The organism is Pseudorhodobacter ferrugineus DSM 5888, from assembly GCF_000420745.1.
Classification (GTDB): Bacteria; Pseudomonadota; Alphaproteobacteria; order Rhodobacterales; family Rhodobacteraceae; genus Pseudorhodobacter; species Pseudorhodobacter ferrugineus.
Window position 1 is genome coordinate 247,199 of sequence record NZ_ATVN01000001.1, and the last position, 19,052, is coordinate 266,250.

General features: G+C 58.4%; 22 protein-coding genes and 1 tRNA gene. 14 read left to right on the forward strand and 9 right to left on the reverse strand.

Annotated features, from left to right (window positions below):
- The first annotated feature begins 47 nt into the window (after nt 1-47).
- Both G560_RS0101265 and G560_RS0101270 read left to right on the forward strand, forming a co-directional pair.
- Nucleotides 48-1,571, forward strand: a complete 1,524-nt coding sequence (locus G560_RS0101265; RefSeq protein WP_028913594.1) for an ATP-dependent DNA helicase — start codon at nt 48-50, stop codon at nt 1,569-1,571.
- Between the two features lie 58 nt (nt 1,572-1,629).
- Nucleotides 1,630-1,866 carry an Lrp/AsnC family transcriptional regulator gene (locus G560_RS0101270; protein ID WP_022702501.1) on the forward strand — a complete coding sequence of 79 codons (237 nt, stop codon included), beginning with the start codon at nt 1,630-1,632 and terminating at the stop codon, nt 1,864-1,866.
- Here the strand turns inward: G560_RS0101270 and G560_RS0101275 are convergent.
- Complete coding sequence (locus G560_RS0101275) at nt 1,863-2,921, reverse strand: quinone-dependent dihydroorotate dehydrogenase (RefSeq protein ID WP_022702502.1); 1,059 nt, start codon at nt 2,919-2,921, stop codon at nt 1,863-1,865. The two genes, G560_RS0101270 and G560_RS0101275, sit on opposite strands and share 4 nt — an antisense overlap.
- Nucleotides 2,918-3,274 carry a DUF952 domain-containing protein gene (locus tag G560_RS18215; RefSeq protein WP_033419194.1) on the reverse strand — a complete coding sequence of 119 codons (357 nt, stop codon included), beginning with the start codon at nt 3,272-3,274 and terminating at the stop codon, nt 2,918-2,920. Before G560_RS18215 ends, G560_RS0101275 begins: the two co-directional genes overlap by 4 nt.
- A gap of 150 nt (nt 3,275-3,424) precedes the next feature.
- On the opposite strand from G560_RS18215, the gene G560_RS0101285 reads away from it, so the two are divergent.
- The 3 genes from G560_RS0101285 to G560_RS0101300 all read left to right on the forward strand — a co-directional run bounded on the left by G560_RS0101285 (nt 3,425) and on the right by G560_RS0101300 (nt 5,659).
- On the forward strand, nt 3,425-4,945 hold the full coding sequence (locus tag G560_RS0101285; protein WP_022702504.1) for a bifunctional metallophosphatase/5'-nucleotidase: 1,521 nt from the start codon (nt 3,425-3,427) through the stop codon (nt 4,943-4,945).
- Between the two features lie 116 nt (nt 4,946-5,061).
- Nucleotides 5,062-5,505 (forward strand): SOS response-associated peptidase family protein, encoded by a 444-nt coding sequence (locus tag G560_RS0101290; protein WP_028913596.1) that lies wholly within the window; start codon nt 5,062-5,064, stop codon nt 5,503-5,505.
- Nucleotides 5,506-5,585: 80 nt separating this feature from the next.
- Nucleotides 5,586-5,659: transfer RNA gene (locus G560_RS0101300), tRNA-Gly, on the forward strand.
- Between the two features lie 125 nt (nt 5,660-5,784).
- On the opposite strand, the gene G560_RS0101305 is transcribed toward G560_RS0101300, so the two are convergent.
- From G560_RS0101305 to fabA, 4 genes are read right to left on the reverse strand one after another with little or no spacing between them, the layout of a single operon-like run.
- Nucleotides 5,785-6,198, reverse strand: a complete 414-nt coding sequence (locus G560_RS0101305; RefSeq protein ID WP_022702505.1) for a VOC family protein — start codon at nt 6,196-6,198, stop codon at nt 5,785-5,787.
- A gap of 52 nt (nt 6,199-6,250) precedes the next feature.
- Nucleotides 6,251-7,042: an enoyl-ACP reductase FabI gene (locus G560_RS0101310; RefSeq protein WP_022702506.1), complete on the reverse strand. Its 792-nt coding sequence runs from the start codon at nt 7,040-7,042 to the stop codon at nt 6,251-6,253.
- Nucleotides 7,043-7,045: 3 nt separating this feature from the next.
- Complete coding sequence (fabB, locus tag G560_RS0101315; RefSeq protein ID WP_022702507.1) at nt 7,046-8,272, reverse strand: beta-ketoacyl-ACP synthase I; 1,227 nt, start codon at nt 8,270-8,272, stop codon at nt 7,046-7,048.
- A gap of 48 nt (nt 8,273-8,320) precedes the next feature.
- Complete coding sequence (fabA, locus tag G560_RS0101320; RefSeq protein ID WP_022702508.1) at nt 8,321-8,830, reverse strand: bifunctional 3-hydroxydecanoyl-ACP dehydratase/trans-2-decenoyl-ACP isomerase; 510 nt, start codon at nt 8,828-8,830, stop codon at nt 8,321-8,323.
- A 163-nt stretch (nt 8,831-8,993) separates the two neighbouring features.
- Between fabA and irr the strand changes: the two genes are divergently transcribed.
- Nucleotides 8,994-9,413, forward strand: coding sequence for a Fur family transcriptional regulator Irr (gene irr / locus G560_RS0101325; RefSeq protein ID WP_022702509.1), 420 nt, complete (start codon nt 8,994-8,996; stop codon nt 9,411-9,413).
- A gap of 6 nt (nt 9,414-9,419) precedes the next feature.
- Entirely contained in the window at nt 9,420-10,079 is a 660-nt protein-coding gene (locus G560_RS0101330) for a DUF2161 domain-containing phosphodiesterase (RefSeq protein WP_022702510.1), read from the forward strand.
- A 63-nt stretch (nt 10,080-10,142) separates the two neighbouring features.
- Here G560_RS0101330 and G560_RS0101335 read toward each other — a convergent pair whose 3' ends face one another.
- The 3 genes from G560_RS0101335 to G560_RS0101345 all read right to left on the reverse strand — a co-directional run bounded on the left by G560_RS0101335 (nt 10,143) and on the right by G560_RS0101345 (nt 12,162).
- Nucleotides 10,143-10,697, reverse strand: a complete 555-nt coding sequence (locus G560_RS0101335; RefSeq protein ID WP_022702511.1) for a fasciclin domain-containing protein — start codon at nt 10,695-10,697, stop codon at nt 10,143-10,145.
- Between the two features lie 116 nt (nt 10,698-10,813).
- Nucleotides 10,814-11,302, reverse strand: coding sequence for a GNAT family N-acetyltransferase (locus G560_RS0101340; RefSeq protein ID WP_022702512.1), 489 nt, complete (start codon nt 11,300-11,302; stop codon nt 10,814-10,816).
- Nucleotides 11,293-12,162, reverse strand: coding sequence for a hypothetical protein (locus G560_RS0101345; RefSeq protein ID WP_022702513.1), 870 nt, complete (start codon nt 12,160-12,162; stop codon nt 11,293-11,295). Before G560_RS0101345 ends, G560_RS0101340 begins: the two co-directional genes overlap by 10 nt.
- A 166-nt stretch (nt 12,163-12,328) precedes the next feature.
- Between G560_RS0101345 and miaB the strand changes: the two genes are divergently transcribed.
- The 7 genes from miaB (at nt 12,329) to lnt (ending at nt 19,024) form a co-directional block, all read left to right on the forward strand.
- A complete protein-coding gene (gene miaB, locus G560_RS0101350) occupies nt 12,329-13,636 on the forward strand; it encodes a tRNA (N6-isopentenyl adenosine(37)-C2)-methylthiotransferase MiaB (protein WP_022702514.1) in 1,308 nt (435 codons plus the stop codon).
- Between the two features lie 205 nt (nt 13,637-13,841).
- Nucleotides 13,842-14,384, forward strand: a complete 543-nt coding sequence (locus G560_RS0101355) for an OmpA family protein (RefSeq protein WP_033419166.1) — start codon at nt 13,842-13,844, stop codon at nt 14,382-14,384.
- Between the two features lie 5 nt (nt 14,385-14,389).
- Nucleotides 14,390-14,773: a hypothetical protein gene (locus G560_RS20170; RefSeq protein ID WP_022702516.1), complete on the forward strand. Its 384-nt coding sequence runs from the start codon at nt 14,390-14,392 to the stop codon at nt 14,771-14,773.
- A gap of 163 nt (nt 14,774-14,936) precedes the next feature.
- On the forward strand, nt 14,937-15,956 hold the full coding sequence (locus G560_RS0101365) for a PhoH family protein (protein WP_022702517.1): 1,020 nt from the start codon (nt 14,937-14,939) through the stop codon (nt 15,954-15,956).
- Nucleotides 15,940-16,446 carry an rRNA maturation RNase YbeY gene (ybeY, locus tag G560_RS0101370; RefSeq protein ID WP_022702518.1) on the forward strand — a complete coding sequence of 169 codons (507 nt, stop codon included), beginning with the start codon at nt 15,940-15,942 and terminating at the stop codon, nt 16,444-16,446. The genes G560_RS0101365 and ybeY overlap by 17 nt, the downstream gene beginning before the upstream one ends.
- A 44-nt stretch (nt 16,447-16,490) precedes the next feature.
- Complete coding sequence (locus G560_RS18225) at nt 16,491-17,501, forward strand: hemolysin family protein (protein ID WP_022702519.1); 1,011 nt, start codon at nt 16,491-16,493, stop codon at nt 17,499-17,501.
- Nucleotides 17,498-19,024 carry an apolipoprotein N-acyltransferase gene (gene lnt / locus G560_RS0101380; protein ID WP_022702520.1) on the forward strand — a complete coding sequence of 509 codons (1,527 nt, stop codon included), beginning with the start codon at nt 17,498-17,500 and terminating at the stop codon, nt 19,022-19,024. The genes G560_RS18225 and lnt overlap by 4 nt, the downstream gene beginning before the upstream one ends.
- The last annotated feature ends 28 nt before the right edge of the window (nt 19,025-19,052 follow it).

The window sequence follows — 19,052 nt, forward strand, 5'->3', positions numbered from 1 at the left end:
GGTCTGCACCGCTGGTCTCGGCGCGGCGGGTTGGCTATGGTCGCGCGATGACCAGCACCGCACTTACATTTTCGGACGATCAGGCAGAGGCTTGGGACCGGCTTGCCGATCAGCTTCGCGGTATGGGCATTGATTTGGCCAATGCCACCTTGACCCCGGTGACTGAGGGGAAGGCCAGCGTTATGGCGGTCGTGGGCAAGGCGGGGTCGGGCAAAACCATGCTGCTGGCGAGCCTGTACAAGGCGATGGTTGCAGCAGGCGTTGATGTGGTGTCAGGCGATTACGAGGGGAAAAAGCGCAAAGACCGCCGAACATTGGCGATTTTGGCCCCGACCAACAAGGCGGCATCTGTGCTGCGGTTGCGCGGCGTGCCCGCGACCACAATCCACCGCATCCTCTATACCCCGCTTTATGATCCGCAATATGAGATGATCGCCGAATGGCTGGCAGGCAACGGCCCGCGCCCCCAAGTCGAAGGGTTGACCGAACTGGCGCTCGACCGTGCCAAGGCGTTTTACGATACGGTGGCTTCGATCCCCGGGGCTTTGGCGGCGGCTGGCCTGCGGGGCAGCGATTTCATCAAGGGCTGGAAGCGCCGCGAGGAGCCGCTGGACGTGGGGTTTGTCGACGAATCCTCGATGCTCGACCAGCGCCAGTTTGATGACCTGCGGGAAATTTTTCCAACGCTTGTGCTGTTTGGCGACCCTGCACAGTTGGCCCCAGTGGGCAATTCCGGCGAGATGGTGTTTGACAAACTGGGCGGCACGCGGCGGCTGGAATTGCAGCGTATCCACCGCCAGACCGAGGGTAACCCGATCCTCGATCTTGCCCATGCGCTGGCAGACCCCGACCTGACCTTTGAGCGGTTTGAGCGGATGGTCGAAGAGGCCGCTGCCCGTGATCCGCGCGTTGTGATGGCGCAGCGGGTGGACAGTGATTTGATGGCCCGCAGCCCCGTTCTGGTCTGGCGCAATGCCACCCGCATCCGTCTGATTACCGCCTTTCGGGCCGCGCATGGCGCGCCGGAATTTGAGCTGGTTCCCGGCGAGCCGTTGATTTGTGACGGTATCGAATTGCCGTTGAAGCATCGCAAAAAGCGGATCGACCTAGAGGCGCGCGGCCTGATCAAAGGCGCGCAGGTCATCTATATGGGGCCCGGCAACCGTGACGGCTTTGCCCGACTGCATGTCGTGGGTGCCGAAGAACCGCAGGTATCAGCCGCCAGTATTATCAAAATCGAAAAACCGGATGAGGATGAACCCTTTATCCCATCCGCCGCCAAAATGGGTGCAGCCTTTTTGCATGGCGCGGCCGTGACAATCCATAAAGCGCAAGGCAGTCAATGGGATACGGTGCAGGTGTTTGCCCCCGACCTGTGGGCCGCAGCCCAAGCGGGTCGGTCCGAGGCGGGGATGCCGTTGTGGAAACGGCTGGCCTATGTGGCCATCACGCGGGCGCAGGACCGATTGCTGTGGGTGGTGCGCAACCGTTTGGCCTTGCCGGTCACGGCGCTTGGCGTGTCCGATCTGGTTGCCAAACCCGCACCGTTGGAACTGCAACCCGAGGAATAAGGCTTTCCCCCCGCCGCGCCCGCGCCTATGTTTTGCGCAAAGCACAGGGAGCCACATCATGACCGCCGTATTCGTCCAATTCCGCTGCACCCCCGGCAAAACCTATGAGGTAGCCGACGCTATTTATGACCGCGAGGTGGTGTCAGAGCTGTTTTCCACGAGTGGCGAATATGACCTGATCGCCAAGATCTATATTCCTGACGGGCAAGATGTGGGGCATTATCTGTCGGCGGCTTTGTTCGATATTCCGGGTATCGTGAGGACGCTGACTACGATGACGTTCAAGGCGTTTTAAAGCCAAGAATCGCGGTCAGTCCCCACAGCATCGGCCACGCTGGCAAACCCGTCCCGTTCCAACAGGGCATCAAGCCCGCTGGCGATATCCGACGCAAGGCTGATCCCGTGATAGACCATCGCGGTGTACAGCTGCACCGCCGAAGCACCGGCGCGGATTTTGGCATAGGCTTGTTCGGCCGTGGCAATGCCGCCGACGCCGATCAGAGGCAGCGCGCCATCTGTCAGCTGCGACAGCTGCGCAAGAACGCGGGTCGATTTTTCGAACAATGGGGCACCGGAAAGCCCGCCCGCCTCATCCTTGTGGCGGCTTTGCAGCCCGTTGCGCGACAGGGTTGTGTTGGTGGCAATGATACCCGACAGACCAGAGGCAAGTGCCACCTCGGCTATTTGTGCTAACTCATCACCTGTCAAATCAGGTGCGATTTTCAGGAAAATCGGGATCTGGATTGGCAGTTCGTCACGCACATCCATCACCCCATCAAGCAGCCCCGCAAGGGCTGCGGGCCCTTGCAGATCCCGCAGCTTTTCGGTGTTGGGGGACGAGACATTCACGGTGGCAAAATCGACATGCGGGCCGCAGCGCGCCAGCACACGGGCGAAATCGCCTGCGCGGTCGTCAGATGTTTTGTTGGCACCAAGGTTCAAACCCACAGGCACGCCGTTGGGTTTGGCGGCCAAGCGTTCGGCGATGGTTTCCATCCCTTGATTGTTAAAACCGAATCGGTTGATCGCAGCATGGTCTTTTGTCAGCCGGAACAGCCGTGGTTTCGCGTTTCCAGGTTGCGGGAGCGGCGTCGCGGCCCCAACCTCTAACCAGCCAAACCCCGAGGTCATAAGCGCGGAAAGGGCCTCGGCGTTCTTGTCATATCCTGCGGCAAGGCCAATGGGGTTTGGCAATGACATGCCGGCAAGGGATGTCACCAAACGCGGTGTGGCATAGGGGCCTGGTTCAGGCGCCAGCCCCAACCGCAGCGCCAAAAGCGACAGGCTATGGGCGCGTTCGGGGTCAAGTTTATGCAGGGCTGCAAGGGCAAGGCGTTCGGCAAATGTCACGCTTTGGCCCCCGAAAACATGTGTGTTTCAGGGAAAATATGGCCAGATGCGCCCAGTGGCAGCGCCTTGTCCCAAAGCACATCGGCCATGCGCAGATGGCGGTACAGGTGCGGAAACAGCGCGCCATCGCGCGACGGTTCCCATTTCAGGGCCCCGCCCAAACCATCTGCCTCGACCGCGACAAGCACCAGATCCGACTGGTCAGCGAAATGGAGCGCGGCCGTTTTGGCCACCTGTGCGGCAGTCGAAAAATGCACATAACCATCGGCCAGATCAATCGGCGCGCCAGCGGTTTCGCCAAGGCTGCGGAGGTCGTTCCATTCGGGGCGGCGGAAGATTTTGAAAATAAGCATGGGGATGTACATGCACCGCGCGTAATTTTGCGTCAATGGGCTGCGTTTCGTTACGTCAGCGCTTTGACGCGCGGGTCATATGATCATGAGCTTTGACTCATTGCCGCCGTGGCGCAATGATGGGGCCATAAACCGATAGGGAGATTAGATATGAACATCCTAGCCAAACCTTTGTCCGCCTTGCTGCTCGGCGCGACCGCCTTGGTCGCAGTGCCATTGAATGCTGCCACGGCAGACACAATCAAACTGACCTTTTTGGGGGTCGGAGACGTGTATAATTTTGCTGACGAAAATGGCCGTGGCGGTTTTGCCCGCCTGAACGCCATCGCCAAGGCGGAACGCGCGGCCAACCCGAATACGATCTATGTGTTTGATGGCGATATGTTATCGCCGTCGATTTTATCAGGCTTTGATAAGGGCCAGAACACGATTGATTTGACAAATCTGGAACCGTTCGATCTGGCCGTTCCGGGCAACCATGAATTTGACTTTGGCCCTGAAAATTTCGCGGAAAAAGTTGCCGCGTCCAAATATCCTTGGGCTGCCATTAACATCACCCAAGCTGATGGCTCTGCGTTCCCGGGTCTTGGCGGTGTGATGGTCAAAGAGGTGGCAGGCCTTAAAATCGCGCTGATCCCTGTGGCGCAAGATACCTCGCCCACAGTGTCATCGACTGGCGACCTGAAGTTTGGACCGACGGTTGAAATGGGTGTGGCCGCTGCCAAACAAGCCCGCGAAGATGGGGCCGATTTGGTGGTTGGTGTCGTGCAAACCGACAAAACCAACGATGCAAAGCTGATCGAGTCCAAGGCGTTTGACGTGATTTTGTCGGGCGATGACCACAGCTATGCCACGTCTTATGATGGCATTACGGCCTATGTTGAAACCTCGATCGACGGGCGCTTTTTGTCACCAGTGGACCTGATGGTGGATGTATCGGAAAAAGACGGCAAGCGGGTGGTCAAATGGACACCGATGTTCCGCTTTATTGATACGGCCAATGTGACGCCCGATCCTGAAAGCCAGGCGATGGTAGATGCGTTTCAAACCCAGCTGGATGAAAGCCTGAACGTGGAAATCGGTACGACCGAAGGGGCGCTTGATTCGCGGCGCAACGTGATCCGCGGCGAGGAATCGGCGATGGGCAACCTGATTGCTGATGCGCTGCGCGACGCAACAGGCGCCGATATCGGGTTGGCCAATGGCGGTGGCATTCGGGGCGACACGACCTATGACGCGGGCAAGGTCCTTTCTCGGCGCGATATTTTGACAGAGCTGCCCTTTGGTAACGTCACGGTCTTGACCGAATTGCCTGGCAGTCAGGTGCTGGCGGCCTTTGAAAACGGTGTAAGCCAAGTTGAAAAAGGTGCAGGCCGGTTCTTGCAGCTTTCGGGGGCTACGATTGTCTATGACCCGACAGCGCCTGCCGGATCGCGCATTACCGAAGCAACCGTTGGCGGCGCGCCGTTGGATGTTAACAAAGTCTATACGGTTGCTGCCAATGACTACATTCTGGGCGGTGGCGATGGGTTTGCGGCCTTGGGTGGCGGTAAGGTTCTGATCAACGCGGGCAATGGCAATCTGATGGCCAATGACGTGATGGATTATGTCGTCAAGATGGGCGGCGTGACCAGCAAGGTTGAGGGGCGTGTGAAAAAGGTCGGCGAGTGACCTTTTGAAGGGATCTGAACAAGAGGCAAAGGCCGCGCGCACTGCGTGGCCTTTGGTCTTTTGGCTACAGGTGTGATTGAGTATTTGAGCAAAGATGAAGCAGCAAGGGTTAGGCGATGTGCGGCCGCATCTTGATGACCCATCCGAATGAGGCGATGGCTGGCGTGTTCAAGGCTGTGCCGGACAATGATTTGCCCGAGGTGCCGCGCTATAATATTTGCCCCACCCGACCTGTGGCCGTGGTCACTGGCAATGCGGATGGCGGGCGGCGGTTGCGGGCGCGGCGCAGTATTGTTCCGGCGACAGGGTTTTACGAATGTTTAACGGGTGAAGGTTGCACCCGCCTGCCGTGGCTGATGACGCGCACCGATGGCCTTTGCCGCTGTTTGGCAGGCATAGGAACAAGACTGCCAGCACCTGACCACTTGCGCGATGGTCACGACCGAGTCGGGGCATGGCGCAGCCCCTTTGATGGTGGCGGGAAAAGCAGGGGTGTTGCAGGCGCGGCGCGTGGCACCAATGGTCAATTCCAATCGCGCGCAAGGGCCGGAATTGATTGAACCCTTTGATGGTTGAATTTGCGCAGAACCTGCGCCACCCGCTTGCACCGGACCGTTACGGCGACTATACCAGCCTTAGTGCGGGTGTTGTGTAATGGTAAGACCCTAGCCTTCCAAGCTAGAGACACGGGTTCGATTCCCGTCACCCGCTCCAATCCTTTAAAGCGTTTCGACATAAACCTGAATCACATATCGCTACCTGAAATCAAAGATTTCAACGCGTTATGTGATGCGCCGTGTTTCAAGTTGAAGTCGAAACGCTCTAGCGTTGGTTTTGCCTCAGCCGCTGTGTGTGGGGATCGCCGTTGGGTCCATCCAGAACAGTTCAAACACATTGCCATCCGGGTCTTGGAACGTGCGCGTGTACATAAAACCATGATCGTCCGCAGGTTTGGGTTCTGTGCCACCAGCGGCCACGGCGGCATTTGTGATTGCATCCACGGCGGCGCGGTCATTTTGCGACAGGGCCAGCATGACCGATGTGGTTTTGCGTGTATCGGCGCGGGGGAGGGTGGCAAAGCCGTCAAAGCGCGGATAGGTCAGGATCATCAGAAAAATCGTGTCCGAAATGACCACGCAACAGGCGGTTTCATCGGCAAAATTTAGGTTCAAGGAAAAACCTAAGGCGAGGTAGAACGCTTTGGAGCGTTCAAGATCGGCCACCGGAATATTCACAAAGATGGATTGGGGCATGCGGCGGATCCTTTGCTTTGCAAAAAAGGATCACGCCTATTATATGCGTCTGTCAACCGATGTGTTCGGCCCGTGGCATCCCCAACACGTGATAGCCGCCATCCACGCGGACAATCTCGCCCGTGGTGTGCATACCGTAATCTGACGCAAGATACACCGCCGTGCCACCGACCGAGTCGAGAGAGGCGTTGGTTTGCAAAGGCGCGTTCGCTTCGGTGTGGCGGTAGGTTGCGCGCGCGCCGCCGATGGCCGCCCCCGCAAGGGTTTTCATCGGGCCCGGCGAGATGGCGTTAACGCGGATGTTTTGTGGCCCAAGGTCAGCCGCCAAATAGCGCACAGCCGATTCCAGCGCCGCCTTGGCCACGCCCATCACGTTGTAATTCGGTGTCACACGGTTCGATCCGCCATAGGTCATGGTCATCAAGCAGCCGCCATTCGGCATCAACTCTGCCGCGCGGCGCGACACGTCGATGAACGAAAAGCAGCTGATATCCATCGTATGTTTGAAATTGCTACGGCTGGTGTTGCTGATCCGGCCTGTCAGCTCATTCTTATCCGAAAAGGCAATCGCATGGACCAGAAAGTCGATACTGCCCCATTCCTCTTTGATACGGGCAAAGGCCGCGTCCAAAGATGCATCATCGGTCACGTCCACATCCACCATCAGGCTGGACCCAACTGATGTTGCCAGCGGCTCCAGCCGCTTGCCAAAGGCATCACCTTGATAGGTAAAGGCCAGCTCTGCCCCTTCAGCCGCCAGCGTACGCGCGCAGCCCCATGCGATGGATCGCTCATTCGCGACGCCCATCACAAGGCCCCGCTTGCCCTTCATCAGATCGGCCATGTGTTAATCCTTGTATTTCGACATCAGCAGCGTGGCGTTGGTGCCACCGAATCCGAAGGAGTTGGACAGGATGCTGTCATGATCACAGTCGCGGTATTCGGTCGCGATTTCTTCGGGCTTCAATTCAGGGTCCAACTGCGTGACGTTCGCCGATGCGGTGATGAAACCGCCCTGCATCATCAGCAAGGAATAAATCGCCTCATGCACACCGGTCGCACCCAAGCTGTGACCTGTCAGCGATTTGGTGGATGAAATTGGCGGCACCGACCCATCGCCAAACACACGGCGAATGGCCTTCACCTCGGTCACATCGCCTGCGGGGGTCGAGGTGCCGTGCGCGTTGATATAAGAAACCTTGCGCCCTTCGGGGATGGTGGACATGGCAAGCCGCATTGACCGCTCGCCGCCTTCACCCGATGGGGCCACCATATCGGCACCGTCTGATGTGGCACCGTAACCCGTGACTTCGCCGTAAATCTTGGCCCCGCGGGCCAGCGCGTGGCTCAGTTCCTCCAGCACCACAACGCCGCCACCCCCTGCGATGACAAACCCGTCACGCGTGGCATCGAACGCACGCGCCGCGAGTTCTGGCGTATCGTTATACTTACTGCTCATCGCGCCCATCGCGTCGAACAGGCAGGACAGGGTCCAATCCAACTCCTCGCCGCCGCCCGCAAAAACGATGTCTTGCTTGCCCATCTGGATTAGTTCCACGCCATTGCCGATGCAATGCGCCGAGGTCGAGCAAGCGGAGGTGATGGAATAGTTCACGCCTTTGATTTTGAACGGCGTGGCCAAACAAGCCGAGTTGGTCGACGACATGCAGCGCGTGACCATGAACGGGCCCATCCGCTTGGGCGCGCCCTTTTCAATCACAATATTATGCGCCTGGAAAAAGTTGGATGTCGACGGCCCGCCCGACCCCATAATCAACCCCGACCGTTCGTTTGACACATCGGACGCGTCCAAACCGGAATCGGCAATCGCCTGTTCCATGGCGATAAAGTTATAGGCCGCCCCCGGCCCCATGAACCGCAAGTCGCGCTTGTCGATATGGTCCTCTAGCACGATTTGCGGCATGCCGTGGATCTGGCTACGAAACCCGTGTTCGGCATATTGCGGGGCTGCCACGATGCCGGACTTGCCTGTGCGCAGGCTGGCCTCGACTTCGGCCGCGTTGTTGCCAATGGAGGATACAATACCGATACCGGTGATGACGACGCGGCGCATGGGCGCACTCCTTATTCTAAACCGTAATGGATAGGCGTTCTGCCAGCCTTAGCTTTCAGACAAAGCGACTTTCATGTCTTTGACGATATAGATCACCTCGCCGTCCGCTTCTACGATACCATCAGCCACGCCCATGGTCAGGCGGCGGGTTTGGATCGCCTTGGTGAAATCAACCTTATAGGTCAGCATCTTGCGGTCAGGGCGCACCATGCCTGTCAGTTTCACTTCGCCCACACCCAGCGCGTAACCGCGACCCTGCCAGCCACGCCAGCCAAGGTTAAAGCCGGTCAATTGCCAAAGACCATCAAGCCCAAGACAGCCGGGCATGATCGGGTTGCCGGGAAAATGGCAGTCGAAAAACCACAGGTCTGGGGTGATATCAAACTCGGCCACGATATGGCCTTTGCCATGTGCGCCGCCATCGCCAGACACTTCGGTAATGCGGTCCATCATCAACATCGGCGGGGCGGGCAACTGCGCATTGCCGGGGCCAAACAATTCGCCCCGCGCGCATTTCAGCAGGCCTTCTTTGTCGAAACTCGTTGGATACTGCGACATATGGCAATGCCCCTCTCTTGAACGCTTTTTCCTTCATTAACACCCCACTTTGCGCAGTGGCAAGTGCGGCGCAGGGTCAGCCCCGTATTTGCGCCCTGCATTCGGGTTGAAATTAGCCTGAAAAAGGCTTTATATAAAGGTAACTGGAATAGGACATACCCGAATGCTGGATCAGGCGGTACAACGCGGCACAGAATGGCTTGCCAAAGGGGGGCTTCGGCCCACACGGCAGCGTGTTGCGCTGGCGGGCCTGCTGGTCGGTGATGGTGTCGACCGCCATGTCACGGCTGAAAGCCTGTTTGCCGCCTCGACGGGCACGGGCGAAGGCGTAAGCCTTGCCACCGTCTACAACACCCTGCGCGCCTTTTGTGAGGCAGGGCTGATGCAGGAAGTCGTTGTTGACGGGTCCAAAAGCTATTTTGATACCCGCATGGATGACCACCCGCATTTCTACTGGGAAGACACGGCAGAATTGACCGATGCCCGCGCTGACCAATTGGAAATCGCTCGTCTGCCCGACCTGCCACCCGGAACCGAGATTTCAAAGGTTGATGTGGTGATCCGCCTGCGCCGTTTGGCCTGATGCTGCGTGCGTGAGGCTGATCTATACGCCCCCCTCAAGGCCTATCTGGAAAGCCAAGGCTATGAGGTGAAAGCCGAGATCGGCGATTGCGATATCATGGCGCGGCGTGGCGACGAACGGCCCGTGATTGTGGAAATGAAGCTGACGTTTTCGCTGCAACTGGTCATGCAAGGCGTAGTGCGGCAAGGCTTGTTCGACCATGTGTATCTTGCCGTGCCTGTCAGCAAAGGCTGGAAGCTGCGCTACCGTGACATCATCGCATTGTGCCGCCGCCTGTCGCTGGGTTTGCTGGCCGTTGGGCCAACGGGGGTCGAGGCGCATCTGGACCCCGCCCCCTATGCCCCGCGTCTGAAAACCAAAGCCGCCCAGCGGTTGCTGCGTGAATTTGACCGCCGCGTGGGTGATCCGAATGAAGGCGGGATTTCCGGCGCGAAAATGACGGCTTATCGCCAAGACGCAATCCGCTGCGCGCTGCATTTGCAGGCAGGGCCGTGCAAGGCGGCTGTGGTGGCCAAGGCCGTGGGGGTTTCGCGGGCGGCGGCGCAAATGCGCGATGATCATTACGGCTGGTTCGAACGGGTCGATCGCGGGATTTACCAGCTTACCCCCAAAGGGCAGGCGGCCCTGTTGGAACATGCCGAAATGGCGCAGCTTTTGGTGAAATGATGGGGCGGGGGGCCAATCCCCCGCCCCGATCCGTTTGCGCCCAAAGGGACAGACGCAGACGGATTACTTGGGCAACAGCACCTTGTCGACCACATGGATAACGCCGTTCGACTGGATCACATCGCCAATTGTCACACGGCCCGCATTCCCGCTTTCATCATAGATATAAACGGTGTTGCCACGAACCTTTGCCGACAGCGCATCGCCCGAAACCGTAGTCATGTTGCAAAACCCGTCCTTGCTTTTCGCTGCACAGGTTTTCAGCCGTGCCGCCGTCAGCGTGCCAGCAACCACATGCGCTGTCAGCACCTTGGTCAGCGTCGGTTTGTTTTCCGGCTTTAGCAGCGTGTCCACTGTGCCCGCAGGCAAGGCGGCAAAGGCCGCATTCACAGGCGCAAACACCGTAAACGGGCCGGGTGACGCCAATGTATCCACCAACCCTGCGGCCTTTACGGCGGCCACCAGCGTTGTGTGATCTGCCGAGTTTACGGCGTTTTCAACGATGTTTTTCGTTTCGAACATCGCGGCACCACCGACATCGGGATTGGCGGCCAAGGCGGGCACGGATGTCAGGGCAATCGCGGCGGATGCCACAAGGCGGGTGATCAGGTTGGTCATAGTTTCCTCCATCTGCCCAGACCATCCGGGCTGTTGTATGGAAGGAACGGGAGCAGGTTGGCGAAAGTTTCAACCAACCAGAAGAATTTGTGCCTCGCGGTGCAAGCCCTGCCGCGTTACAGCCCGAACCGCTTGTGAACCCGCGCAATAACCTTGCCGGATTTCAAGGTAACATCGGGCGCAGGCTGACCATCGCCAAACCCCATGCGGCTGTAATAGGCAAGCCCGCCTGTGTTGTCACAACGGATCTTGGCGTTCAGCTGGGTGAGCCCCAAACCACGCGCCGCCCTAATTGTTTCGGCAAACAGCGCAGAACCTACACCTTTCTGGTTCTGGCCAATCCGCGCATAAGTGCCCATCTCGCCGCAAGCCGCAGGCAAATAATCCGCGCGCCCCACCGATTGGAACCCGACCATAACACCGTCTTGCACGGCGACCGTGCAGAAAAACACCCTTGGGCCGGGCATCAAGAACCATTCGACCATCTCGGCCTTTGTTAACGGGGTCTCAATCGCGGTCGTTCCACCCAGCGCGATAATGGCGTTCAAAATATCGGTCGCCTCGGCTGCATCGGCTGTGCTGGCAGGGCGTAGGATCAGAACCATTGGCCCGGCTCCATCAAACCCAAATCCATTAACTGCTGGCTGTTCCACTGAAATTTGGTCGAATTGTGCCATTTGAAATCATGGATGTCATAGCGCGACCCGGGGTTGGATTTCAGCGCCTTGGCGGTGCGAAAGGATACGATTGCCGTCGTGATGTTGTGATGCCACGGGCAGGCATAGGTGTTGTACTCTTCATCCGAAAAGGTGAAGTCGGGCCGCAAAATCAACCCCGGCTTGGTGCGAAACAGTGCGATGCGGTCAATTTTGCGCCGCGCGGCGGGGATGTGTTCCTCAAACCGCCAACGCAAGCCGCCGAAAAAGTCCAATTGCCGGTCGCGCGGGTGATTGTGGTTGGCAGGGTCAGGCCGCCCAAGCGCATAATATCCCGATCTGTCCAGTAGCGCATTTTCAAGCGATACGGCGTTCGGGTGGGTTTCCAAATCATCGGCATAAAGGTCGATCACATAAGACAGCACGGCATCACGCCGCTCTTCGGTGTGAAAGGCCAGCAATTCCCGAATGTTGCGGCTTTCGCAAAACGGATGGAACAAATATTCGGCGTTAAACCCGTAATACATCCATATTCCGGACACGGCCTCGCTCACCTGATTGACGGCCGCTTGCATGGCATCGCGAACATGCGTCGCATAATCAATCCGCTCGACTTTTTCTTCAATCGATGCAGGCACAGCCGTTTCAGGGTTGGTCAGCAGCAAAACGGTCCGAAAGCCGATATCAAGGTGGTGCAAAACAGTGCTTTCCACCTCAACCGCATCTTCGGCCATGATGATCGCAATCGGCCCTTTGGCAAGGCCAGCGCGCCCCTTTTCCAAAAACGCCGTCAAACTCTTGTACCGCATGATGTCCCCGATGCCTGACCCAAGGCGCTGTTATGTACCAAAGGCTACGTACCAAAGGTTAAAGGGTTGGACCTGCCAAACGCAAGTCCCGACCGCAAAAGGTGGGGGCGTTGCGGGTTGGGGCAGGGCGGTGTACAAGCTGCGACGATCTGGAAAAGGTGCCGCCATGACTGACCCCAAAAAGCTGTTCATCAAAACCTACGGGTGCCAGATGAACGTTTATGACAGTGAACGCATGGCCGAAAGCCTTGGCGCCAGCGGTTATGTGCAAACCGACCAGATCGACGGCGCCGATATGGTGATGATCAACACTTGCCATATCCGCGAAAAAGCGTCGGAAAAGCTTTTTTCCGATCTGGGCCGCCTTCGCCCCGCCAAAGAGGCCAATCCGAACCTGAAAATCGCCGTGGCTGGCTGTGTCGCACAGGCCGAAGGTGCGGAAATCATGCGTCGGATGCCCTTGGTTGATCTGGTTGTCGGCCCGCAAAGCTATCACCGCCTGCCCGAAATGGAGGCGAAAATCCAAAAAGGCGAGCGCGCCATTGAGACGGAATTTCCGGTCGAGGATAAGTTTGATCACTTGCCCGAGCGCAAAGCGATGCGCGGCCCTGCCGCGTTTTTGACAGTGCAAGAAGGCTGCGACAAGTTCTGCGCCTTTTGCGTGGTCCCCTATACCCGCGGGTCCGAGGTCAGCCGCCCGCCGGAACGCCTGCTGGCCGAGGCCCGCAATCTGGCCAGCCGTGGGGTGCGCGAATTGACCCTGCTGGGCCAAAATGTGAACGCCTACAGCGCGGGCGGCTACGGCCTTGCCCGCCTGATCCGCGAAATGGCGCAACTGGATGGCATCCAGCGCCTGCGCTATATGACCAGTCACCCGAATGATATGGAAGACGACCTAATCGCAGCCCACGGCGATTGCCCCGCCCTGATGCCCTATCTGCACCTGCCCGTGCAATCTGGGTCGGACCGTATTCTTAAGGCGATGAACCGCAAGCACACCGCCGATGACTATTTGCGCGTGCTGGACCGCGTGCGCAACGCACGTCCCGATATCTTGCTGACCTCGGATTTTATCGTGGGCTTTCCCGGCGAAACCGATGCCGACTTCCAAGACACCCTTAATCTGGTGCGCAAGGTCGGCTACGGTATGGCATATTCGTTCAAATACTCGGCCCGCCCCGGCACCCCTGCGGCGGAAAAGCTCGATGTCGACACAGCCGTCGCCGATGCCCGCTTGCAAGAACTGCAAGCCCTTCTGACCAGCCAACAACGTGCGGCCCAAGATGCGATGGTCGGGCAAGTGGTCGATGTTCTTTATGAAAAGGCGGGGCGGCTGGATGGCCAGATGGTTGGCAAGTCGCAACACCTGCATGCGGTGCATGTAACGGATGCCGCTGGCCAAGTCGGTCAACTGGTGCGTGTGCGCATTACAGAATCCAAATCCAACTCTTTGGCGGGCGTGCCGCTGGGTTAACAATTTCTGCGTTTCCTAAACCTGTGGAAAAGCGATATGTGCCCCTGATTGCAGCGCAAAGCGCAACTATTGGTGCGAACTCTGCCAGTCATGGGCAGTTTTTGCTTTACAATGCTGCGACTGGGCTGCAAATCTTTGTGGGTATTATATAGTCTGCGGAATGCCCGGGGGGGTTACCACTGTGAAGCGAAAAATTAGTGCAACAATGAAAATGGTGATAGGTGGGGCCGCTCTTGCGCTGGGCCTGTCAGGGCCCGCTGCCGTGATGGCGCAGCCCAAGGTGTCCGGCCAAATCGAATGGGGTGTGTGGGTCGATGATGACGGCTGTATGCACTGGTGGGCGGATGGTGGTCTTGAAGGCTACATGGTGCCGCGCCGCAACCCGAAAACCGGCAAGCCGGTTTGTCTAAAGAAAAATACCTGTCTGGTCGAAAACACCGACACGCTTTTCCACACCGACTCAGCGCAGCTGACCAGCAACGGCCGCGCCCGTTTGCAGCAGTTTTTCCAAAGCACGGATGCGTTCGGCTATGCCATCTATGGCCATACCGACAGCCGCGCATCGCATGGCTATAATCAAAACCTGTCCGAACGCCGCGCTGCCGCTGTTGGTGGTGTTGCCCGTTCGGTTGGTGCAGCGGTTGAACGCCAGATCGGCTTTGGTGAAACACGTCCCGTCGCGTCGAACAATTCTGCCGCAGGTATGCAGCAGAACCGCCGCGTCGAAGTCATTTGCTACAGGTGGTAACAGATATGATCAACGCAATGAAAATCAGTGCAGGTCTGGTTGCCGCCGTGGTCCTTTCGGGCTGTGTTGGCGAGAGCTTTGAAGGTACCGAACGGTATCGCGGGTCGAATTCCATCATCGCAACAGGTCAGGATCAAGGTCGTGATACGGGTGTTTTGAACAACGGTGTCGCTGCAATCGCCTATGACCCTGATGGATGTCAGAACTGGATCATCGACGATGGTTTGGAAGGGTATTCCTCGCCACGCTATGACCCCGTGTCGGGTCTACCGATCTGTAACGACCTGTATCCACCGGGCACAGTGATCCGTGAATACCAATCCAACACTGAGGGTATTCAGGACAAAGTATCCGGCCCGGGCCGAAGAACCGTTGTCGTGCGCCGTTAATGGCAGGCATGCCCAAAATAAAGGCCGTAGCGAAAGCTGCGGCCTTTTTCGGTTTCCAGAGTGAAAAAATCTCTTGGTTATAGGACTTTACGAAATTGTCACTTGTCAGAGACCCACTTGCGCCCCACTCTAAGGCTATAATCTTTTGTAAAAGGAGACCTCCTTGGGCATCAGCGCGCTGACCCCCCCGACACCACCGCAAAACAGCAATGAAACCTTGCTGGAATTTCCCGACAATCGTTTGCTGATCGATCTATGTGGGGAATATGATCGTAACCTGAGCCAGATCGAACACCAAACAGGTGTGAATATTTTGCGACGCGGCAACCGTCTGGCCGTGTTGGGCGAGCTTTCGGCGCGTGACTATGCGGCTTCGGTTCTGACCGCCCTTTATGCGCGCCTGGAGGCCGGTAAAGGAATAGAGGCAGGCGACCTTGACGGCGCAATTCGGATGGGTCGCCCTATGCCAGACCGCGCCTTGCCTGCTGTGGAACAGATCGAAATGTTCTCGGGCGAACGCTATGAATTGCGCACCCGCAAAAAACCCGTTGAACCTCGGACCGCTGCGCAAAAAGCCTATGTCGGCAATTTGTTCGACAATGACCTTGGTTTTGGCATCGGCCCCGCTGGTACAGGCAAAACCTATCTGGCCGTGGCCGTGGGCGTGACCATGCTGCTGGCGGGGGCTGTCGACAAAATCATCCTGTCGCGCCCTGCGGTTGAGGCGGGCGAACGGCTTGGCTTTCTGCCCGGCGATATGAAGGAAAAAATCGACCCTTATATGCAGCCGCTTTATGACGCGCTGAACGACTTCCTTCCGCAAAAACAGCTGGCAAAATTGATGGAGGACAAGCGGATTGAAATCGCGCCGTTGGCCTTTATGCGCGGGCGTACCCTGTCAAACGCTTTTGTCGTGTTGGATGAGGCGCAAAACGCCACGACCATGCAGATGAAAATGTTCCTGACCCGTCTGGGCGAAGGGTCGCGCATGGTCATCACCGGCGACCGCACACAAATTGACCTGCCGCGCGGCACTGCAAGTGGTCTGGCCGATGCCGAACGCATCCTGAAAGGGGTCAAAGGCGTCAGTTTTAACTACTTTACCTCCAAAGATGTCGTGCGACACCCGCTTGTCGCCCGCATCATCGAGGCGTATGAGGCGCATGATGGAGCCTCTGGTTGACACAGTAATCGAAGACCCACGGTGGCAGACGTTTGACCTGCCCACCGTGGCCACCCGCGCCTGCAGGGCGGCGCTGGCGCATCTTAACCTACCCGCACAAGGCTTTACCCTGTGCCTGATGGGCTGCGATGATGCGCATATCGCGGGCCTGAATGCCGATTTTCGCGGCAAGCCAACCCCCACCAACGTGCTGTCTTGGCCATCCGAAGAACGCGCCGCCGACTATGCAGGCGAGGTGCCAGACCTGCCCGAACCCGGCCCCGCCGATGACCCCGAACACCTTGGCGACATCGCGATTGCGTGGGAAACCTGCGCGCGCGAGGCCGAAGCTGCAAACAAGCCGATGGTCGATCATGTCACCCATTTGGTTATTCATGGTCTGTTACATTTGCTGGGTTACGATCACATTGACGACATAGATGCCACATTGATGGAAACGACTGAGGCAGAGATACTTGAATCTTTGGGGCTTTCAGACCCATATGCTTAAGGTGCGCCCCCGTTTCGGGGCGATATTTATTTGGAAAAGGACAGATGGGTAGTACGCATAACGGATCCGTTGCCGCAGTTGAGGCACAAGATCCCTCCGATCCGGACAGTGATGAACCTCCGCAACGCGGTTTTTTCGGTCGCATCATTGACGCACTCAGCCCGTCTGATACCGACGCTGACAACACGGCCCAACCCGTTCAAGGTCCCATAAGGCCATCTTCCGGCGCCACGACGCATGGCATTGCCAACCTGCGCCGGATGCGGGTCGATGATGTGGCCGTGCCAAAGGTGGAAATCACCGCAGTCCCGATCACAATCGGCAAAGAGGAACTGGTCGAAGTGTTCCGCGAAAACGGGTTCAGCCGCGTTCCGGTCTACAAAGGCACGTTGGATCACCCGCTCGGCCTTGTGCTGCTAAAGGATTTGGCGCTGCAATACGGCTTTGCCGGCGCGTCGGGCAAGTTCTCCTTGCGCAAACTGCTGCGGCCTATGCTTTACGCCCCGCCCTCCATGCCTGTCGGTGTTTTGCTGCAAAAAATGCAAAAAGACCGTGTGCATATGGCGCTTGTGATTGATGAATACGGCGGCGTTGACGGTCTTGTCACGATCGAGGACCTGATCGAAACCGTCATCGGCGAAATCGAGGATGAACATGACGAGGCCGAGGGCCAGTTGTGGAAAGAGGAACCTCAAGGCGTGTTCCTGGCCCAAGCCAACGCGCCCTTGGACGAGTTTGAACAGGCCCTTGGCCTGACGCTGCGCAACGGCGAAGAGGATGACGATATCGACACCCTCGGCGGATTGGTGTTTTTGCGTTTGGGCCGTATCCCCGCGCGGGGCGAAATTGTGCCACATGAAAGCGGGGCCGAGTTTGAGGTGGTGGATGCCGACCCGCGCCGCCTGAAACGCCTGCGCGTCCGTTTGCCGGGCGCGGTTGCCCGCCGAACTGCTGCCGCGGCGGCGGCCGTGGTGGCGCCCCCTGTGGTTGCAAACCCTGTTGCGGCGCCCCCCATGGTGGCCGCCCCGACTGACGTCAAAGCCAGCGACGCATGATCCGGCGCGCCCTGCGTTGTGCTTCAAACGCGCTGTTCGGGTCTTGGCCGGGCTGGGTGCAAACGGGTGCGGCCTTCGGGATCGGCGCTGTCATGGCCTCCGGGCAGGCCCCGTTGGACTTTTGGCGTCTCGCGTTGCTCGGGCTCTTCGCGGCGTTGCTGCTCATCGCGGGGGCGCCCACAGCGGGGGCCGCCGCGTGGCTGGGCCTGTTCCTTGGCGCGGGGTATTTCCTTCTTGCCCTGTCGTGGATCGTTGAACCCTTTCTGATTGAACCCGAAGTTTACGCTTGGATGATCCCCTTCGTCCTTGTCCTCATGCCGTTTGGGTTGGGGTTGTTTTGGGCGGCGGCCTCCGGGGCGGCCCATCGCCTTGGGCAAGGGCACATCACACGGGTGCTTTGGCTTGCCATTCTGCTGACCTTGGCGGAAATCGCGCGCGGCTATGTGTTTACGGGTTTTCCTTGGGCCATGATCGGTCATATCTGGATTGATACGCCTGTGGTGCAGTTCGCCGCCATCTTTGGCGCCAGCGGCCTAACCGCATTGGCGTTGTTTCTGGCCGCAGTGCCTGCCGCCTTTGGCTGGCGCACGGCGGCGCTGCCGATCTTGATGATCGCCGCACTTTATACCACAGGGGATGATCGCCAAAGCCCCGCCTCTCCGCCCGATCCGGCCATTGTCCGGCTGGTGCAACCCAATGCCGAACAGCACCTGAAATGGGACCCCGAGCGCGCCCGCCTGTATTTCGACCGATTGGCAGACTTGTCCGCCATGCCCTCCGAAAAAGCGCCCGATCTTGTGGTCTGGCCCGAAACCTCGGTGCCATACCTGTTGAACGAAGAGAGCGGCTTGCTACAGGCCATCGGTGCTGCGGGGCAGGGCGCGCAAATGGCCGTGGGCATCCAGCGGGTGATCGGAAATCGTGGCTATAACAGCATGGCGATCATCACCCCCGATGGTCGCGTGGCGCAAGTTTATGACAAACACCACCTTGTCCCGTTTGGCGAATATATCCCCTTTGGCGATCTGGCTTACCGCTTGTTCGGCATCACGGCCTTTGCCGCCCAACAAGGTGCTGGCTATTCCGCAGGCACAGGGGCGGCCGTGCTCGACCTTGGCCCGCGCTTGGGCCGCGCCTTGCCGCTGATCTGCTATGAGGCGGTGTTCCCCCAAGACCTGCGCGCAGCTCCAACCCGCGCCGACTGGATTTTGCACATCACCAATGACGCTTGGTTTGGCACCTTGACTGGCCCGTGGCAGCACTTGGCCCAAGCCCGCCTGCGCGCGGTTGAAAACGGCTTGCCTGTGCTGCGCGCCGCAAACACGGGCATTTCTGCGGTGATTGACGCGCGGGGCCGTGTGGTGGCCGCCCTCCCGCTTGGCGTGGCCGATTTCCTTGATGCGCCCTTGCCGCCCCCGCTGCCCGAAACACCCTATGCGCGCAACGGCGATCTGCCGATTGTATTGTTGCTGCTGGGGCTCGCAGGCCTCTTGCTGATTCTCAGGCGGTTGGCAAAGGCTTGACTTGCCTATCCCGCCCGCATAGTCCGGA